Here is a 14,712-nt window from a genome sequence, read left to right as displayed (position 1 = left end):
CGCGACCGCATCCGGCTGTGTTTTAGGGCTGGATGCGGTCTTTTTGTGTTCTTTTTCCGGATGATTGTGTGTGTACCGGTTCTCTTTGGGCCGGAGGGCCGGCTTTTGATCCCCCTGTTCGGTCTTTCATTTGTCGTTGATGAAAAGTCGCAAGCCATTTCTTTGATTGATCAGCCGTTGTGCGCGTTTTTCGGAAATCCCTATTTCAGACGCATTCGTGGGGTTGGGCATGGAACCGATTTCGGGTTTGGCGGTACTGACCGTGGTGCTGGCGGTCGTTTTGGTGGCGCTGGGAGTGCGGGTGGTGCCCCAGGGCCAGGAGTACACCCTGGAGCGTTGGGGTCGATACATCCGCACCCTGCCTCCGGGTTTCAATGTCATCGTGCCCATGATCGATCGGGTCGGCACCAAGATGAACATGATGGAACAGGTGCTGGATGTCCCCTCCCAGGAGGTGATCACCAAGGACAACGCCATGGTTCGGGTGGATGGGGTGGTGTTCTTTCAAGTGCTGGACGCCTCCAAGGCGGCCTACGAGGTGAGCAACCTTTCTTACGCCATTCACAATTTGACCACCACCAACATTCGCACGGTGATGGGCTCCATGGACATGGACGAGCTGCTCTCCAAACGCGACGAGATCAACGCCCGTCTGCTCGCGGTGGTGGATGACGCGACCCATCCCTGGGGCGTGAAGGTGACCCGGATCGAAATCAAGGACATCACTCCTCCCAAGGATCTGGTGGAATCCATGGCCGGGCAGATGAAGGCCGAACGCACCAAGCGGGCCGCCATTCTGGAGGCCGAAGGGTTCCGGCAGGCGGAGATTTTGCGGGCCGAAGGGGAAAAACAGGCGGCTATCCTGGCGGCGGAGGGCAAGCGGGAGGCGGCCTTCCGGGAAGCCGAGGGACGGGAGCGTCAGGCGGAGGCGGAAGCCCGGGCCACCCGCATGGTCTCCGAGGCCATCGCGGCGGGCAATATCCAGGCGATCAATTATTTTGTCGCGCAACGTTATGTGGATGCCCTGGGACGGATCGCCTCGGCGAACAACCAGAAAGTGGTGTTTCTGCCCCTGGACGCCACCGGAGTGTTGGGAGCCTTGGGGGGGGTGGCGGAGTTGACCCGGGCCGCCACGGGTCGGAGCGGGGAGTCTTCCCCATGAATCCCGCCTCCTGGACGGTGTTGTCGGTATCCTGGGAGCGGATGGAGTCGTGGCACTGGTGGGGGGTAGCGGTATTGCTGGTGATTTTCGAGTTGCTTTCTCCGGCCTTTTTTTGTTTGTGGCTGGGGTTCGCCGCCTTAGTGGTGGGGGGGGTGCTGGCGCTGTTTCCCGCTTTGGATTGGCGATTGCAGTGGTTCGGGTTTGCCGGACTGTCTTTGCTGTCGTTGATCGTGTGGCATGGGTTTTGGAAGCGACGTTTCAAACCGTCAACATCCACGCTGAATCGGCGCGGGGTGCAACTGGTGGGACGTCTGCTGACCCTGGATGTCCCCCTGGTGGGTGGCGCGGCCCGGGTCCGGGTGGATGACTCCAGCTGGAAAGTGGTTGGACCGGATCTTCCCGTGGGAGCCTGCGTTCGGGTGACGGCGATCGAAGGGCTGGCGTTGCGGGTGGAACCGGTGAATCCCCCTCCGGGGTGAGGGGTGGTTGCGCGGGTGTCCCTGGACCACCGGTATATCCTGGTCGGGTGTGTTCATGCCATTCCCACGGCATGTTTTAGGATGATCATTTCAGAAAGGACCGGGCAGGTCGTCGGTTCGCGCAACATGGATGGAATCGCATGAAAAAAAGTGTCGCGGTCCCGGTCATCCTTTGGCTGGTCGGGTGTTTTCTCCTGGTCTGTGCCACCTCGTCCTTCGCGGCCAAGCCAACTCCTGGCACCCTGGGTGCGGTTCCCGGAGAACGGCTCAACTACAACATCCACTGGATGGGAATGCCCGCCGGTTCCGCCTTCATGGAGGTCAGACCCGCCCAGAGCGGACAGTATGCCCTGGCGGCAGGGGTGGAGTCCATCGGATTGATCCGCATGTTGCACCCCATCAACGATCTGTTGCGGGCCGAGGGGTCTGTGACCCCCAAGGGGATGTCTGTCCGGTATTACGCCAAACATCAGCAACGCGGGGATCAGAAGCGTTTGATCGAATACCGCTTCGACCGGGAATGGGGTGAGGCTCTGCGTACCCAGGAGGGGGAGGAACCCCAGACCATCGGCGGGGTCACGCCGGGTGTCCACGACATGATGACCGGTTTTTATGCCTTGCGGGGCTGTCCGGCTCTGGTGCCCGGGGCCGAAATCTATGTGCCCATGGTGGATGGCAAGAAAATTTATCAAGTCGGGGTGCAGGTGGGCCGGGTGGAACGGATTACCACTCCGGTGGGACTGTATGACGCCTTGCCCCTCACCGTGATGGTGGGCAATTCGGATTTGTTCCGTTTGGAAGGGTCGATTGCTGTCTGGCTCACCAACGATGCCCGGCGTTTGCCGGTGCGGGTGGAAAGCCACATCAATTTGAAGAGCGTTGCCGCCGATCTGGTCTCCTTCAACGATGGCCGGGGGGAGCAGCGGGAATGGAAGGAGTCCAAATAGAGGGGAGGGGGGCATGAAACAAGGTTTCGCGGTGGTCATTCCCGCCCGGTACGGCTCCACCCGCCTGCCGGGCAAGCCGCTTTTGGATCTGGGTGGCAAACCCATGATCCAATGGGTGTGCGAGGCGGCGGGTCGTTCCGGGGCCAGCTCGGTGGTGGTGGCCACCGACGACTGGCGCATTCGTGACGCGGTGGTGGCCTTTGGCGGTCGGGTGGTCATGACTTCCCCGGATCACCTGTCGGGCACGGATCGGGTGGCGGAAGCCGCCGAGACCCTGCAAGAAACCGTGATCGTCAATGTGCAAGGGGATGAACCCTTTCTCGATCCGGCCTTGATCGATCTGGTGGCCAGCCCCTTGTTGCAGGATTCCGCCTTTGCCATGTCCACGGTGGCCCATCCGTTGACCGATCCGCAGGAGGTGTTCAACCCCAATGTGGTGAAGGTGGTGTGTGATGGGGTTGGTCGGGCGCTTTATTTTTCCCGGGCGCCGATTCCCTGGAATCGGGATCTGTGGTCCGCGGGGGGAGGAGGCGTGGCCGGTCCGATGCCGACGGGGGTGTTGCGGCATGTGGGGGTGTATGGCTTTCGTGCCGATTTTCTGCGGATTTTCGCCACGTTGGAACCCACCCCTCTGGAACGGCTGGAACGGCTGGAACAGTTGCGCGTCTTGGAACATGGCTACGGGATTCGCGTGATGGTGAGTTCCGTTGGGGTCAAGGGGGGGGTGGATGCCCCGGAGGATCTGCAACGGGCTAGGGAGTGGTTATCCTTGTCCTCGGCAAAGGAGTGAACCATGGAACTGCTGCATCGGATAACACAGCAAAAAGGTCGGGTGCGGGTATCCAAACGGATCCCGGGACATGGACACGGGTATGGGGTGTTGGTGATCGGTGAGGCCCGTCATCAGGTGGAAATGGTGGATATGGGGCTGCGGGGCATGAGTGTGGTCTCTCCGGTCTGTCTGCCCGAGGATCATGAGGTGGTGATGGAGGTTTCCGAGGCGTATGGGGTGGATGCCTATCGCTGTCGGGTGGTTTTTTGTCGGGATGGGGAGTGGGGATGGCAGACCGGTCTGGAGATCGTGGAACGGGATCCGGGCCTGTTGGTGATTCACATCCCATGAGCGCTTCCAGGGGCCAGACGGGTCGGGATTGGCAACTGAGTGATTTCGATTACCCGTTGCCCCAGTCTGCCATTGCCCAGCGTCCCGTCACCCCCCGGGATGCCTCCCGTTTGTTGGTGAGTCGGTCCGATGGGATCACCGACGGGGTGTTCACGGATCTGACCGCCTGGTTGCGGGCCGGAGATCTGCTGGTACTCAACGACGCCCGGGTGATCCCGGCCCGTCTGAACGGCTGCAAAGCCACCGGAGGGCGGGTGGAGGTGCTGTTGTCCCGTCCTGTGGCCGGGGAGACGGACCTTTGGGAAGCCTTGATCGGCAGCAATCGGCCTGTGCGGGTCGGAAGTGTGATCACCCTGGGAGCGGGGTTCGCCGCTGAGGTGGAAGGGCGGGAGGAGGAGCGGTTTTTCGTGCGGTTGCGGGCGGAGTCGGGTGGGGTCGGGCAGGCTTTGGAGCGTCACGGGGAACTGCCCTTGCCCCCCTACATCGTCGGGTCGGACGTGGAGGAGAATCGGGAGCGGTATCAAACGGTGTTTGCCCGTCACCCCGGTGCGGTGGCCGCGCCTACCGCCGGGCTGCATTTCACCCCGGATCTGCTCGCCACCCTTCAGGCCCAGGGGATCGGAACCGCCATGGGCACCTTGCATGTGGGACTGGGGACTTTTCAGCCGGTGCGCCATGAGGCGTTGTCCGGGCATGTGATGCATCGGGAATGGTTCTCTTTGCCCCCCGAGACCGCCCACCAGGTCAACGCCACCCGTCGCGCCGGGGGACGGGTGGTGGCGGTGGGCACTACCGTGGCCCGCATGCTGGAGTCGGCGGTAGGAGCATCCGGAGCGGTGGAGCCGATGCGTTGCGAAACCGGATTGTTCGTTTTGCCGGGATATCGCTTCCGTGCTGTGGATCTGCTGATCACCAATTTTCATCTGCCCAAATCCACCTTGCTGATGCTGGTGGCCGCGTTCACCGGCAAGGCCAGACAGGAACGGGATTATGCCCATGCCGTGGAAGCGGGTTATCGGTTCTACTCGTATGGGGACGCCAATTTGTTGTTTCCGGATGGAGATGGCTGAAAGATGAGTGGGCGTTTTTCCTTCGAGTTGCTGCATGAGGATCCGTCGGGTGCCCGGCGCGGTCGGGTGCATACCCCCCGTGGTGTGGTGGAAACCCCGGCTTTCATGCCCGTGGGCACCGCGGCCACGGTCAAGGCCATGGATCCGGAAGACGTGCGGGCCACGGGGGCTGGCATTCTGCTGGCCAATACCTATCACCTGTTCTTGCGTCCCGGCCACGAAACCGTGGCGCGGCTCGGAGGCTTGCACAGCTTCATGCAGTGGGCCGGACCCATCTTGACGGATTCGGGAGGATATCAGGTTTTCAGTCTTTCGGCGTTGCGCAAGATCAGCGAAGAAGGGGTGGCGTTCCGCTCCCATCTGGATGGCTCGGCCCGTTTCCTCAGCCCGGAAATCGCCGTGCGGGTCCAGGAAAAACTGGATTCGGATATCCTGATGCAACTGGACGAGTGCCCCCCTTATCCGGCGGAACGGGATTATCTGGCCCGTTCCATGGAACTGTCGTTGCGCTGGGGAGCCCGCTGCAAGGCGGCCCGCTTCGACGGCGGAGAGGATGGTCGTGCCTTGTTCGGCATCATGCAGGGGGGAATGGATCGGGATTTGCGTCGGGCCTCGGCGGAAGGGTTGATCGAAATCGGTTTTGATGGTTATGCCCTGGGGGGATTGTCCGTGGGCGAACCCAAACCCCTGATGGCCGAAGTACTCTCTTACGCCCCGGCCCTGTTGCCCAAGGATCGACCCCGCTATCTCATGGGGGTGGGCAAGCCCGAGGATCTGGTCATGGCCGTGGGGTGTGGCGTGGACATGTTCGATTGTGTGCTGCCCACCCGCAATGCCCGCAATGGTCAACTGTTCACCCGTCGGGGGGCCATCAATGTCAAGACCGCCCGGTTCCGGGAGGATCCGGGTCCGGCGGATCCGGAGTGCGGTTGTCCCACCTGTCGGCGTTTTGGATTGGCTTATCTGCATCATCTGTTCCGCGCCCGGGAAATCCTGGGCCACCGGCTGATGACCATTCACAATCTTCACTATTATCAAGACCTCATGGCCGACATGCGTGCGGCGGTGGTGGCGGATCGCTTCGAGGCGTTTAGGCAGGAGTTCCACGCCAAAAGAGCAGGAGAGGTGGCGTGTCCCTAGGCTCCAAACTGCTGTGGATCGCCGTGTTGGTGGCCGGACTGTTCATCGGTTTTTCTGGTCTGGTGCAACGCTATGTGATCTATCCCAGTTTTGAGCGTCTCGACGAGTCGGAAGCCCGTGAGAATGGCCATCGAAGCGAACAGGCCATCCGGCGGGAGCTGCATCATTTGGGGCTGATGGCCCAGGACTGGGCCTTCTGGGATGATACCTATCGCTTCATCGCGGATCACAATCCGGAGTATGTGGCCAGCAATCTGGGCCCTGACATCATTGTCAATGTGCATGTGGATCTGCTTTTTTATTATGACCATGACGAACAGGTGGTGTGGGGCCATATTATCGACAACAATGACAAAAAGATTCATCCCTGGCCGGATTTTCCTGTCAACCGTCCCGGTCATCCGTTGCGGGATTATCCCCGTTTGCTGGAGGGCAATCAGGGCATTTTGCTCACGGATCGCGGGCCGTTGCTGGTGGCGGCGTTTCCCATTTTGACCAGCGAACGCAAGGGACCAACCCGGGGCAGTCTGGTGATGGGGCGGTTTCTGGATGAGGATCTGCTGAAAACCTTGCGGGAGCAGACCGATGTGTTTTTTCAGGTGTGGGTGCCGGGGGGAGCGATGCCGGATGTCGAGCGGGAGGCTCTGGGCCGGCTGACTGCCAAAAATGCCCCGACTCATGTACTGCGTATCGAGGATGAGTCGAGCCATTTTTACACCCTGTTGCCGGATGTCGAGTCCCGTTCTCCGTTGCTGCTGCGTGCCGACGCCAAAAAGGTCCATACCGCCCTGGGCAGCCAGGCCATTTTGACCGGCATGCTGTTTCAGTTTTGTTCGGCCATGATCACCCTGGGGGTCATGATGATTTTCTTGAGGAAGATCATCATCAGGCCCATCAATGCCCTGACCGCGCGGATTCAGGCCGGGGATCTTTCGGTGCTGACCAACCTGCCCGCCGATCCCCCCGGGGATGAGATCGATATTCTGGGGCAGTACAAGCGCACGTTGGAACAGGCCATTGTGGAGCGAACCCGGGAGTTGCAGGAGGCCAGGGATCAGGCTTTGGGAGCCTCCCGGGCCAAGGGGGAGTTCCTGTCCACGATGAGCCATGAGATTCGCACTCCGATGAATGTGATCATCGGCTTCAGCGAGATTCTCGAAGCCCGGGCCGGATTGAAAGAGGATGAGCGGCGTTATCTGGCCGCGATCCGGAATGCCGGGAATACCTTGTTGTGTCTGATCAACGATATCCTGGATCTGGCCAAGGTGGAGTCGGGTCGTCTGGTGGTGGATCGGACGCCGTTTGGCTTGCGGGAGTTGGTGGATGGCACGTTGGAGCTGTTCATCGGGGCGGCCTTGGACAAGCAACTGGTCTTGAGTTGCGAGGTTCAGCCGGGCATCCCGGATCGTCTGCTCGGAGACCGGGTGCGGATTCGGCAGGTATTGGTGAATCTGTTGGGCAATGCGATCAAATTCACCGCCGAGGGGCGGGTGACGTTACGGGTGAGCGAAGAGGTGAGCGGGGCGCAGGCGGTGGTGGTGACTTTCGCCATCGAGGATACGGGAATCGGTGTGCATCCCGAACAGTTGCAAACCATTTTCGAGGCCTTCACCCAGGCCGACCCTTCGGATACCCGACAATTCGGGGGCAGCGGGTTGGGGTTGGCGATTTGTACCCGTCTGTCGGATGCCATGGGCGGGACGGTTTGGGCGGAGAGTCGTGGGGTCTCTTTGGGGAGTGTGTTTTATTTTTCGTTGCCTCTCCTGCTCGATCCCGCAACCGAGGCCGCGTGTCTGCCGACGGCACCGGAAACCCTCGTGCCCGATGTCCCGACGGTTGCGGCTGGACCGGTCACTTCCCTTGCCATTCTGGTGGTGGACGATGCCGCGGACAATCGGATTCTGCTGAGCACCATCTTCGAGCATGAGGGACATCGGGTCGAAATGGCGGTCAATGGCCGGGAAGCGGTGGATCGTTGTTTTCGTGGCGAGCGGTTTGATGCGATTATCATGGACATTCAGATGCCGGTGATGGATGGTCATGAGGCGACCCAGGTTTTGCGGGTCATGGAGAACGCCAGAGGCGAAAAACCCACCCCCATCATCGCCCTCACCGCGCATGCCATGTCCGGAGAGCGGGAACGTTGCCTGGAAGCCGGATGTGATCTGTTTCTGACAAAGCCCATCAAGAAGAATCGTCTGATTGCCGAATTGCAAGGAGTGTTGGACAGGCGGAAAGGATAAGGCATCCAAGGATTGTTTGGATGGCGGGGAATGAATCGTTGGTTGCCTGGTCTGGGAGAGTCGTGTGTTTTGATATGATTTAAAGAATTGCAATCCGATCTTTTCGTAAATCCGGATCGGCACCGCAACACTCAGGAAGAATGGCTTGAAATAAGATCATCCATTTTTGAGTTGCCGGGGGGGAAGCAATTCAATATTCTTGCATCATGCTGTGTGATGGAGCCGTCACGATTCAGTCAAGGTGTGTTCCATGGCATCCGGAAACCGGACTGGTTCCATAAAGGGTCCTTTTTTGATTTCAGGTGGGGTTTGGAGAAAAGGTGAGGGGTCTACAAGGTACATTCCTGGAGCAGAAATGAGACCGCACACCGTGTATGATGGTCTTGTGAATCGGGATGGTGGATTGGTTGTTGTCACCATGGCGCGCTTTGGAAGCCGTGGGTGGTGGCTGTTGTGGGCATTCCCGGACGCGGGAGGGGTGGAGCCGTCATGAAGGGCATTCTGCTGCGTCGGCGTTATTGGATCGTGCCTTTTTTGATCTGGACCGGGATTCTGGTTGCTTCTTATTGGTGGAATGTGGGGAATCTGGATCGTCAGGGGATCGATCTGGGGGTCAATCGGGGACGGATGGTGTTTCAGTTCGTGGAGACGGTGCGGGTATGGAACGCTCAGCATGGCGGCGTGTTTGTGCCGACCACCGAAACGACTCCGCCCAATGCCTATCTGGATCCGGGGGATCGTACTCTGATCACCGACAAGGGAGAACGGCTCACCCGGCTCAATCCCGCCTATATGACCCGTCAGATCGGCGAAGTGGCTTTGCAAACCGGCTACATGTCCTTGCACCTGACCAGTTTGTTGCCTTTGCGCCCCGAAAATGCCCCGGACTCCTGGGAAAAAGAGGCCTTGCGGGCCTTTGAGACCGGTGTGCGGGAACGAATTTCCCTGCTTGACGATGCTCCCCCCCGATTCCGTTTTATGGCCCCGCTGATAACCCGGGAGTCGTGTCTGGCGTGTCATGCCCATCAGGGGTATCGGGTGGGGGATGTGCGGGGGGGATTGAGCATCACCTTTCCGGCGGCAGACATCCTGGATGCCATGACCGATCAGAAACGGGTGGTGTTGATTTATCATGGGGTGGCTTGGTTGTTCTGGAGCGCCCTGTCGTTGCTGCTGCTGATGCAGATGCGCACCACCATGCTGCGGTTGCAATCGGAGAACGAACGTCAGGAGTCCCTGGTGGTGGCCCGTACCGCCGAGCTGGTCACCGAGATGCGTCATCGGCAGCATGTGGATGATCAACTGCGGACCATCACCGAGGCTTTGCACGATGCCATTGTTTCCGTCAGCGAAAAGGGTCTGATCCTTTTTTGGAATCGGGCGGCGGAGACCATTTTCGGCTACAAACGGGAAGAGGTGATCGGGCAGCCCATGGCCATGATGGTTCCGGAGCGGCTGTTGGATGGGCATGTCCGAGGCATGCATTTGTTGCACGCTGCCCGGGATGCTCTGCCGGTCGGTCGTACCTTCGAGGCCTTTGGGCGGCATCGGGATGGGCGGGAGTTTCCCATCGAAATTTCCATCGCCTCCTGGACCGACGGAGATGGGCGACTTTTTTTCGCGGCGGTGCTGCGGGATATCGCCGAGCGCAAGCGGGCCGAGGACGTGCTGCGCAAAAGTCGGGAGAATCTGGCCAAGGCCCAGGAGTTGGCCCATCTGGGGAGCTGGGAGTGGGATATCGAGCAGGACCGGTTGACCTGGTCGGATGAGGTGTATCGGATCTTCGGGGTGCGTCCCGGGGAGAGTGTGGCCAATTACGAGTGGTTCGAGGGGACGGTGCATCCCGAGGATCGTTTGCGGGTGCGTCATGCGGTGGCCCTCTCCTTGGAGGACGGAGACATTCCTTATGTGGTCGAACATCGTATTGTGCGACCGGATGGAGTGGTCCGGGTGGTGGTGGAGGTGGGAGAGGTGACCCATGATGCGTCCGGGCGTCCGATGAGCATGGTGGGCACGGTGCAAGACATCACCGAGCGCAAGCGCAGCGAAGAGGAGTTGCGACGGGCTAAGGAGGAGGCCGAAGCGGGCAATCGGGCCAAGAGTGAATTCCTGGCGGTCATGAGTCATGAGTTCCGTACCCCGATGAACGCCATTATCGGTTTTTCCGATCTGTTGGCGTCGAGCCGGTTGGATGGGGAGCAGCGGGAGTGGGTCAACGGGGTGTTGACCGCGAGTCGGGGCTTGGTGGGATTGATCAACGACATGCTGGAGTGGGCCTGGTCCAAGTCCGGGAAAAGCGTTTCGGAGGGGACTATTTTCCGGGTGGCGGGTCTGGTGGAAGAGTTGGCGGCGGCCTCCAGGGTGCAGGCCCGTCGCAAGGGGTTGCAACTGGAAACCCGGATCGGTCCCGGCGTGCCGGAGCAGGCCAGGGGCGAGGAAAAGGCGTTGCGACTGGTGTTGCGTAACTTGTTGGGCAACGCGGTCAAGTTCACCGGGGAGGGGATGGTGGGGCTGGAAGTGGACGCGGGGGAGGAAACCTCACGGGGACGCATGGCCCGGTTCACGGTTCGGGATACGGGCATTGGCATTCCTCCGGACAAGTTGGCGGTGATTTTTGATCCGTTCACCCAGGTGGATTCCTCCCATTCCCGACAGTTCGGGGGAACCGGTTTGGGATTGGCCTTGTGTCGGCGGTTGGTGGAGCAGACCGGTGGGCGGTTGTGGGTGGAAAGTACCGTGGGTGTGGGCAGTGGGTTTCATTTCACCTTGCCGTTGGTGGATGTGGTCGCCGGGGAGTGTGAGCATGGCCGATCGGATCTCTCCCCTGCGATGCCGACTGCCTCCGGTGGGGCGTTCGGGCCGGATGTGCGATTGCTGTTGGTGGAGGATGATCCGGTCAATCGCAAGGTGGTGAGTGTCATGCTGCGCAAGTTGGGGATCGGATTCGAGACCGCTGAAAACGGGGCGGAGGCGTTGGAGAAATTGCGCGCCATGCCTTTCGATCTGGTGTTGATGGATTGTCAGATGCCGGTGATGGATGGTTTCACGGCCACGGGCCAATGGCGTCAATGGGAGGCTGCCACCGGGGGGGCGCATCACACCCCCATCGTGGCGGTGACGGCGTTTGCCTTGCAGGGAGACCGGGAGCGGTGTCTGGCGGCGGGCATGGATGACTATCTTGCCAAGCCTTTGAATTTTAATAGTTTTAAAGACGCGTTATCCCGTTGGTTGCTGGGGTGCGCTTCGGAAGCGCCGTTGATGGTGTCGGCGGGTCCGGGAGGCGGTCCGGTGGGAGAGGCGGAGTGTTTGGATGGGCGCATTCTGGAGCAGTTGCGGGAGGTGTTGGGGGAGGAGGCGGTGCGGGAGGTGGCGCAGGCTTTTCTGGACATCCTGCCGGAGCGGTTGGCGGCCATTCGTGAGGCTTTGGCGGGGGGAGACGCGGAAGGCGTGCATTTGGTGACCCATCCGTTGAAAAGCCCTTCGCGTCAGTTGGGAGCGATTCAGTTCAGCGCGTTGGCCACGGAGTTGGATACGTTGACCCGTCAGGGATCCTTGCTCGGAGCCAAGGATCTGGCGGTGCGGTTGGAAGCGGAGTCGGCGCGGGTCATGGCGGCCCTGGGAGCCTATTGCCGAACATAATGACATATTGTTGAAAAAAAGCGGGGGTCTGGGGGATTCCTCCCCCAGGATTGTGCTTGTTTTCTTTATCCATCAATCCCCTCACAACTCATACACCAATCCTTCCCGGGCCAGCAGAAACTGGGGATCGCCGGGGCGACGGGGATTGCGGGCCATGGCCTCGGCCAGAGCCCGTTCCAGGGCGTCGTCGGAGCGGGTGGGTTCGTGATGGGTGAAGAACAGGGTCTTGACCCCCGCCTCCCGGGCCAGGGCGATGTTGGCATCGAAGGTGCCGTGGCCCCAGCCTTTTTTGGCCGGATAGTCTTCCAGGGTGTAGGAGGTATCGGCGATCAGCACATCCACGCCACGGATGAAATCGATGATGGATTGATTTTTCTGGTTCATGAAGAGGCCATATTCGGTGAACTCTTCGTCATCCGGTTCGTAGATGTTGTACAGATGTTCGTGATCGCCGGTGAAGAAGACCGATTTCCCCTGGCATTCGATCCGATAGCCGAAGTTGAGCACCGGGTGATTCATGAGAATATTGGTAACCGTGGCGCTGCCGGTGACCACGGTTTGCCGTTCCCGCAGGGTGACATATTCCAGTCTGGCCTTGAGTTCGGCTTCCCGCACCGGGAAATAGCAGTATTGCAATTGTCCGGAGAGGATGTCGCGGATGTCCCGGCGGGCGATGGGATCGTAGGCGCCATGGATGCGCAAGGTATTGCCTGGAATGAAATTGGGAATGAAAAAGGGCAATCCCTGGATATGGTCCCAGTGGGTATGGGTGATGAACAGGTGGCAGGTGAGGGGCAGTTCCGAAAAGAGGGTCAGGGCCAGGGGGAAGATGCCCGTGCCGGCGTCGAGGATGATCAGGTCGTTGTCGTCGCTGCGCACTTCGATGCAGGTGGTGTTGCCACCATAGCGGACCGTGGAGGCCCCCGGCGTGGCGATGGAACCGCGCACGCCCCAGAATTTGATTTTCATGTGGGCTCTGTGGGGTTGAGAGGTGAATCGGTTTGCCAGGAGTGGATAAAAAGTTGCACCTTGTGCATCTCTCCGGAGATGTCTCCCAGGGTGCCGATCAAATCCGACAGATTGCCGCCCAGGCGATGTTCCACTTCGGGGGGGAGGTGGTGGTCGATCACGGGATTGCCGGAGTGGCCGACGCCGATGGTTTTGGCGATGATGTTGGCCGCAAAGACACAATCGAGTACCGCCGAATCCCCGCAATGTTTCCAGTTGTGATGCTGGCCCATGCTGGCCTGACAGCCCGGGGGCAGTTGCCATTTGTCGGCCAGCAGGGCGCCGACCTGGGCGTGGTCGAGGTTGAGGATTTCCTGTTCGGCGACGTGGAGGGGGATCTGTTTTTTGCTGGCCAGCGCCAAAGCCTTGGCGTGTTTTTCCGGGAAAAAGCGGTGCAGGGCGATTTTTCCGAAGTCGTGGAGCAGTCCGGCCACGAAGAAGTCGGTGGATTCCACCTCGGAGATGCCACTGCGGCGGGCCAGATGGCGGGCCACCACCCCCACGGCGATGGCGTGAGAGAGCAACCCTTCCAGAAAAGGGGTGTTGAGGGTGTCGCGGCTGAGCATCTCCATGGGAGCGATGGTCAGGGCGAGGTTTTTGATGGTGTTGATGCCCACGAAAACCACGGCCTGACGAATGGAGCCGATCTGTCGGGAGAGGCCGAAATAAGGGGAGTTGACCAGTTGCAACAGCTTGATGGTCAACACCGGATCCAGGTCGATGACCCGCACCAAAGCTTTGGGGGCGCAGTTGATGTCCGCGGTGAGCTTGAGAATGTGGTAGACGCTCGGCGGAAAGGCCGGCATACCGTCTACGAGGTTGAGCAGTTTCTTTTTGGAATGCCCCATGGTTCACCGTCGGTTGGGTATGTGAGGCGCAATAATGGGTCAATGTGGGCCAAGATGGCCTGTCGGGTCAACCATTTTTATGGATGGATGACACTCATTTGGCATTGTGTGCAAGATTGGCACCAATGGAATCAATCCGGGGCGAATTGACGCCTTGCCAAGGAGTGGAAATTTTCGTACTGTCAGTCGGTTTCGTCTTTCTTTGATTTGCGGATATCGTACACTCTCATGACCCACGCCACGGTTCAGGGCTTGTTGAAAAACACCGATCTGCTGTTGGACAAGGCGGAAATCCGTTCGGTCCTGGCTTCGGCGTGCGCGGGGAAACGTCCTTTGGAACTCCATGCCGGATCCGGACGACCGGTGCGTCAGGCCATTTTGACCGCCATGGTCCCGGGAGACTCCCTGACCCTGACTGTGCTGGATTCCGAGTCCGGCAACGGGCCGTTGAGCAGCGGAATGCCGGTGGTGATCTATTTTCACATGGGTGGATACTCCCTGGAGTCGAAACTGGAGTGTCTGGGACCTGTCGGTCCCCTTGAGTTGCGGGTGGGGTATCCGGCCATGTTTCGGGTACACTCCAAGCGTCAGGTGAGCCGTTTCACGGTGCCGATGAACATGACCTGTCAGGTGGAAATGATCCTCGACCAGACGGTAATTTCCGGGGAGTTGCAGGATATCAATCCCGAGGGACTCTCCTTTCTGGACCAGGGAAACGCCGGGGACAATCCGGTGGCGATTCCGGTGAACGCGACGGTTCGGGTTCGGCTGATTCCTTCCTCGGAGGGGGATCTTCCCATCGAATTGACCGGCGTGTTGCGTTTTTCGGGTCGGGAACCCCAGCCGGGAGGGGTGGTGATTCGTCATCGTCATAGCTTGCATGTGACCGGCATGGCCGATCCTGAAAGTTTTCGTCGTTTTTTTGGCAAGATCAGCAGCAGTTCCCATGGATGGTTTCGCGCTTCGGTGATCTCCGCGGAAAGTTATCGTCTGACCACGGCGATTTGATCCGGCCCGACTTTGTCCATGTCCTTTTTCTCGAATCAAAACCCA

Annotated in this window: 12 protein-coding genes; 10 read left to right on the top strand and 2 right to left on the bottom strand. The window is 59.8% G+C overall.

All coding sequences use genetic code 11. From position 1 onward, the window contains the following. Window positions 1-229: 229 nt before the first annotated feature. From HQL98_03110 to HQL98_03070, 9 genes are all read left to right on the top strand, one after another. Window positions 230-1,162 (top strand): SPFH/Band 7/PHB domain protein, encoded by a 933-nt coding sequence (locus tag HQL98_03110; GenBank protein ID MBF0271055.1) that lies wholly within the window; start codon window positions 230-232, stop codon window positions 1,160-1,162. Then, window positions 1,159-1,641, top strand: a complete 483-nt coding sequence (locus HQL98_03105) for an NfeD family protein (protein MBF0271054.1) — start codon at window positions 1,159-1,161, stop codon at window positions 1,639-1,641. Before HQL98_03110 ends, HQL98_03105 begins: the two co-directional genes overlap by 4 nt. Window positions 1,642-1,781: 140 nt before the next feature. Continuing rightward, window positions 1,782-2,588: a DUF3108 domain-containing protein gene (locus tag HQL98_03100; GenBank protein ID MBF0271053.1), complete on the top strand. Its 807-nt coding sequence runs from the start codon at window positions 1,782-1,784 to the stop codon at window positions 2,586-2,588. Window positions 2,589-2,601: 13 nt separating this feature from the next. Further along, window positions 2,602-3,378: a 3-deoxy-manno-octulosonate cytidylyltransferase gene (kdsB, locus tag HQL98_03095; protein ID MBF0271052.1), complete on the top strand. Its 777-nt coding sequence runs from the start codon at window positions 2,602-2,604 to the stop codon at window positions 3,376-3,378. 3 nt (window positions 3,379-3,381) lie between these two features. Next, a complete protein-coding gene (locus tag HQL98_03090; GenBank protein ID MBF0271051.1) occupies window positions 3,382-3,711 on the top strand; it encodes a hypothetical protein in 330 nt (109 codons plus the stop codon). After that, window positions 3,708-4,781: a tRNA preQ1(34) S-adenosylmethionine ribosyltransferase-isomerase QueA gene (queA, locus tag HQL98_03085; protein MBF0271050.1), complete on the top strand. Its 1,074-nt coding sequence runs from the start codon at window positions 3,708-3,710 to the stop codon at window positions 4,779-4,781. The genes HQL98_03090 and queA overlap by 4 nt, the downstream gene beginning before the upstream one ends. A gap of 3 nt (window positions 4,782-4,784) precedes the next feature. After that, window positions 4,785-5,921: a tRNA guanosine(34) transglycosylase Tgt gene (gene tgt, locus HQL98_03080; protein MBF0271049.1), complete on the top strand. Its 1,137-nt coding sequence runs from the start codon at window positions 4,785-4,787 to the stop codon at window positions 5,919-5,921. Beyond that, the gene (locus tag HQL98_03075) at window positions 5,912-8,164 is read left to right on the top strand and encodes a response regulator (protein MBF0271048.1); all 2,253 of its coding nucleotides are present in this window, start codon (window positions 5,912-5,914) and stop codon (window positions 8,162-8,164) included. Before tgt ends, HQL98_03075 begins: the two co-directional genes overlap by 10 nt. A 489-nt stretch (window positions 8,165-8,653) precedes the next feature. Further along, entirely contained in the window at window positions 8,654-11,803 is a 3,150-nt protein-coding gene (locus tag HQL98_03070; GenBank protein MBF0271047.1) for a PAS domain S-box protein, read from the top strand. Window positions 11,804-11,884: 81 nt separating this feature from the next. Here the strand turns inward: HQL98_03070 and HQL98_03065 are convergent, their stop codons facing one another. After that, window positions 11,885-12,772, bottom strand: a complete 888-nt coding sequence (locus tag HQL98_03065; protein MBF0271046.1) for an MBL fold metallo-hydrolase — start codon at window positions 12,770-12,772, stop codon at window positions 11,885-11,887. Beyond that, window positions 12,769-13,659: an HDOD domain-containing protein gene (locus tag HQL98_03060; protein MBF0271045.1), complete on the bottom strand. Its 891-nt coding sequence runs from the start codon at window positions 13,657-13,659 to the stop codon at window positions 12,769-12,771. Before HQL98_03060 ends, HQL98_03065 begins: the two co-directional genes overlap by 4 nt. A 228-nt stretch (window positions 13,660-13,887) precedes the next feature. On the opposite strand from HQL98_03060, the gene HQL98_03055 reads away from it, so the two are divergent. Continuing rightward, window positions 13,888-14,667 (top strand): hypothetical protein, encoded by a 780-nt coding sequence (locus HQL98_03055; protein ID MBF0271044.1) that lies wholly within the window; start codon window positions 13,888-13,890, stop codon window positions 14,665-14,667. Window positions 14,668-14,712 lie beyond the last annotated feature (45 nt).

The organism is Magnetococcales bacterium (assembly GCA_015231755.1).
Lineage (GTDB): Bacteria > Pseudomonadota > Magnetococcia > Magnetococcales > Magnetaquicoccaceae > Magnetaquiglobus.
The sequence above is the reverse complement of the archived record's forward strand: the minus strand, read 5'-3'. Positions and strand labels throughout refer to the sequence as shown.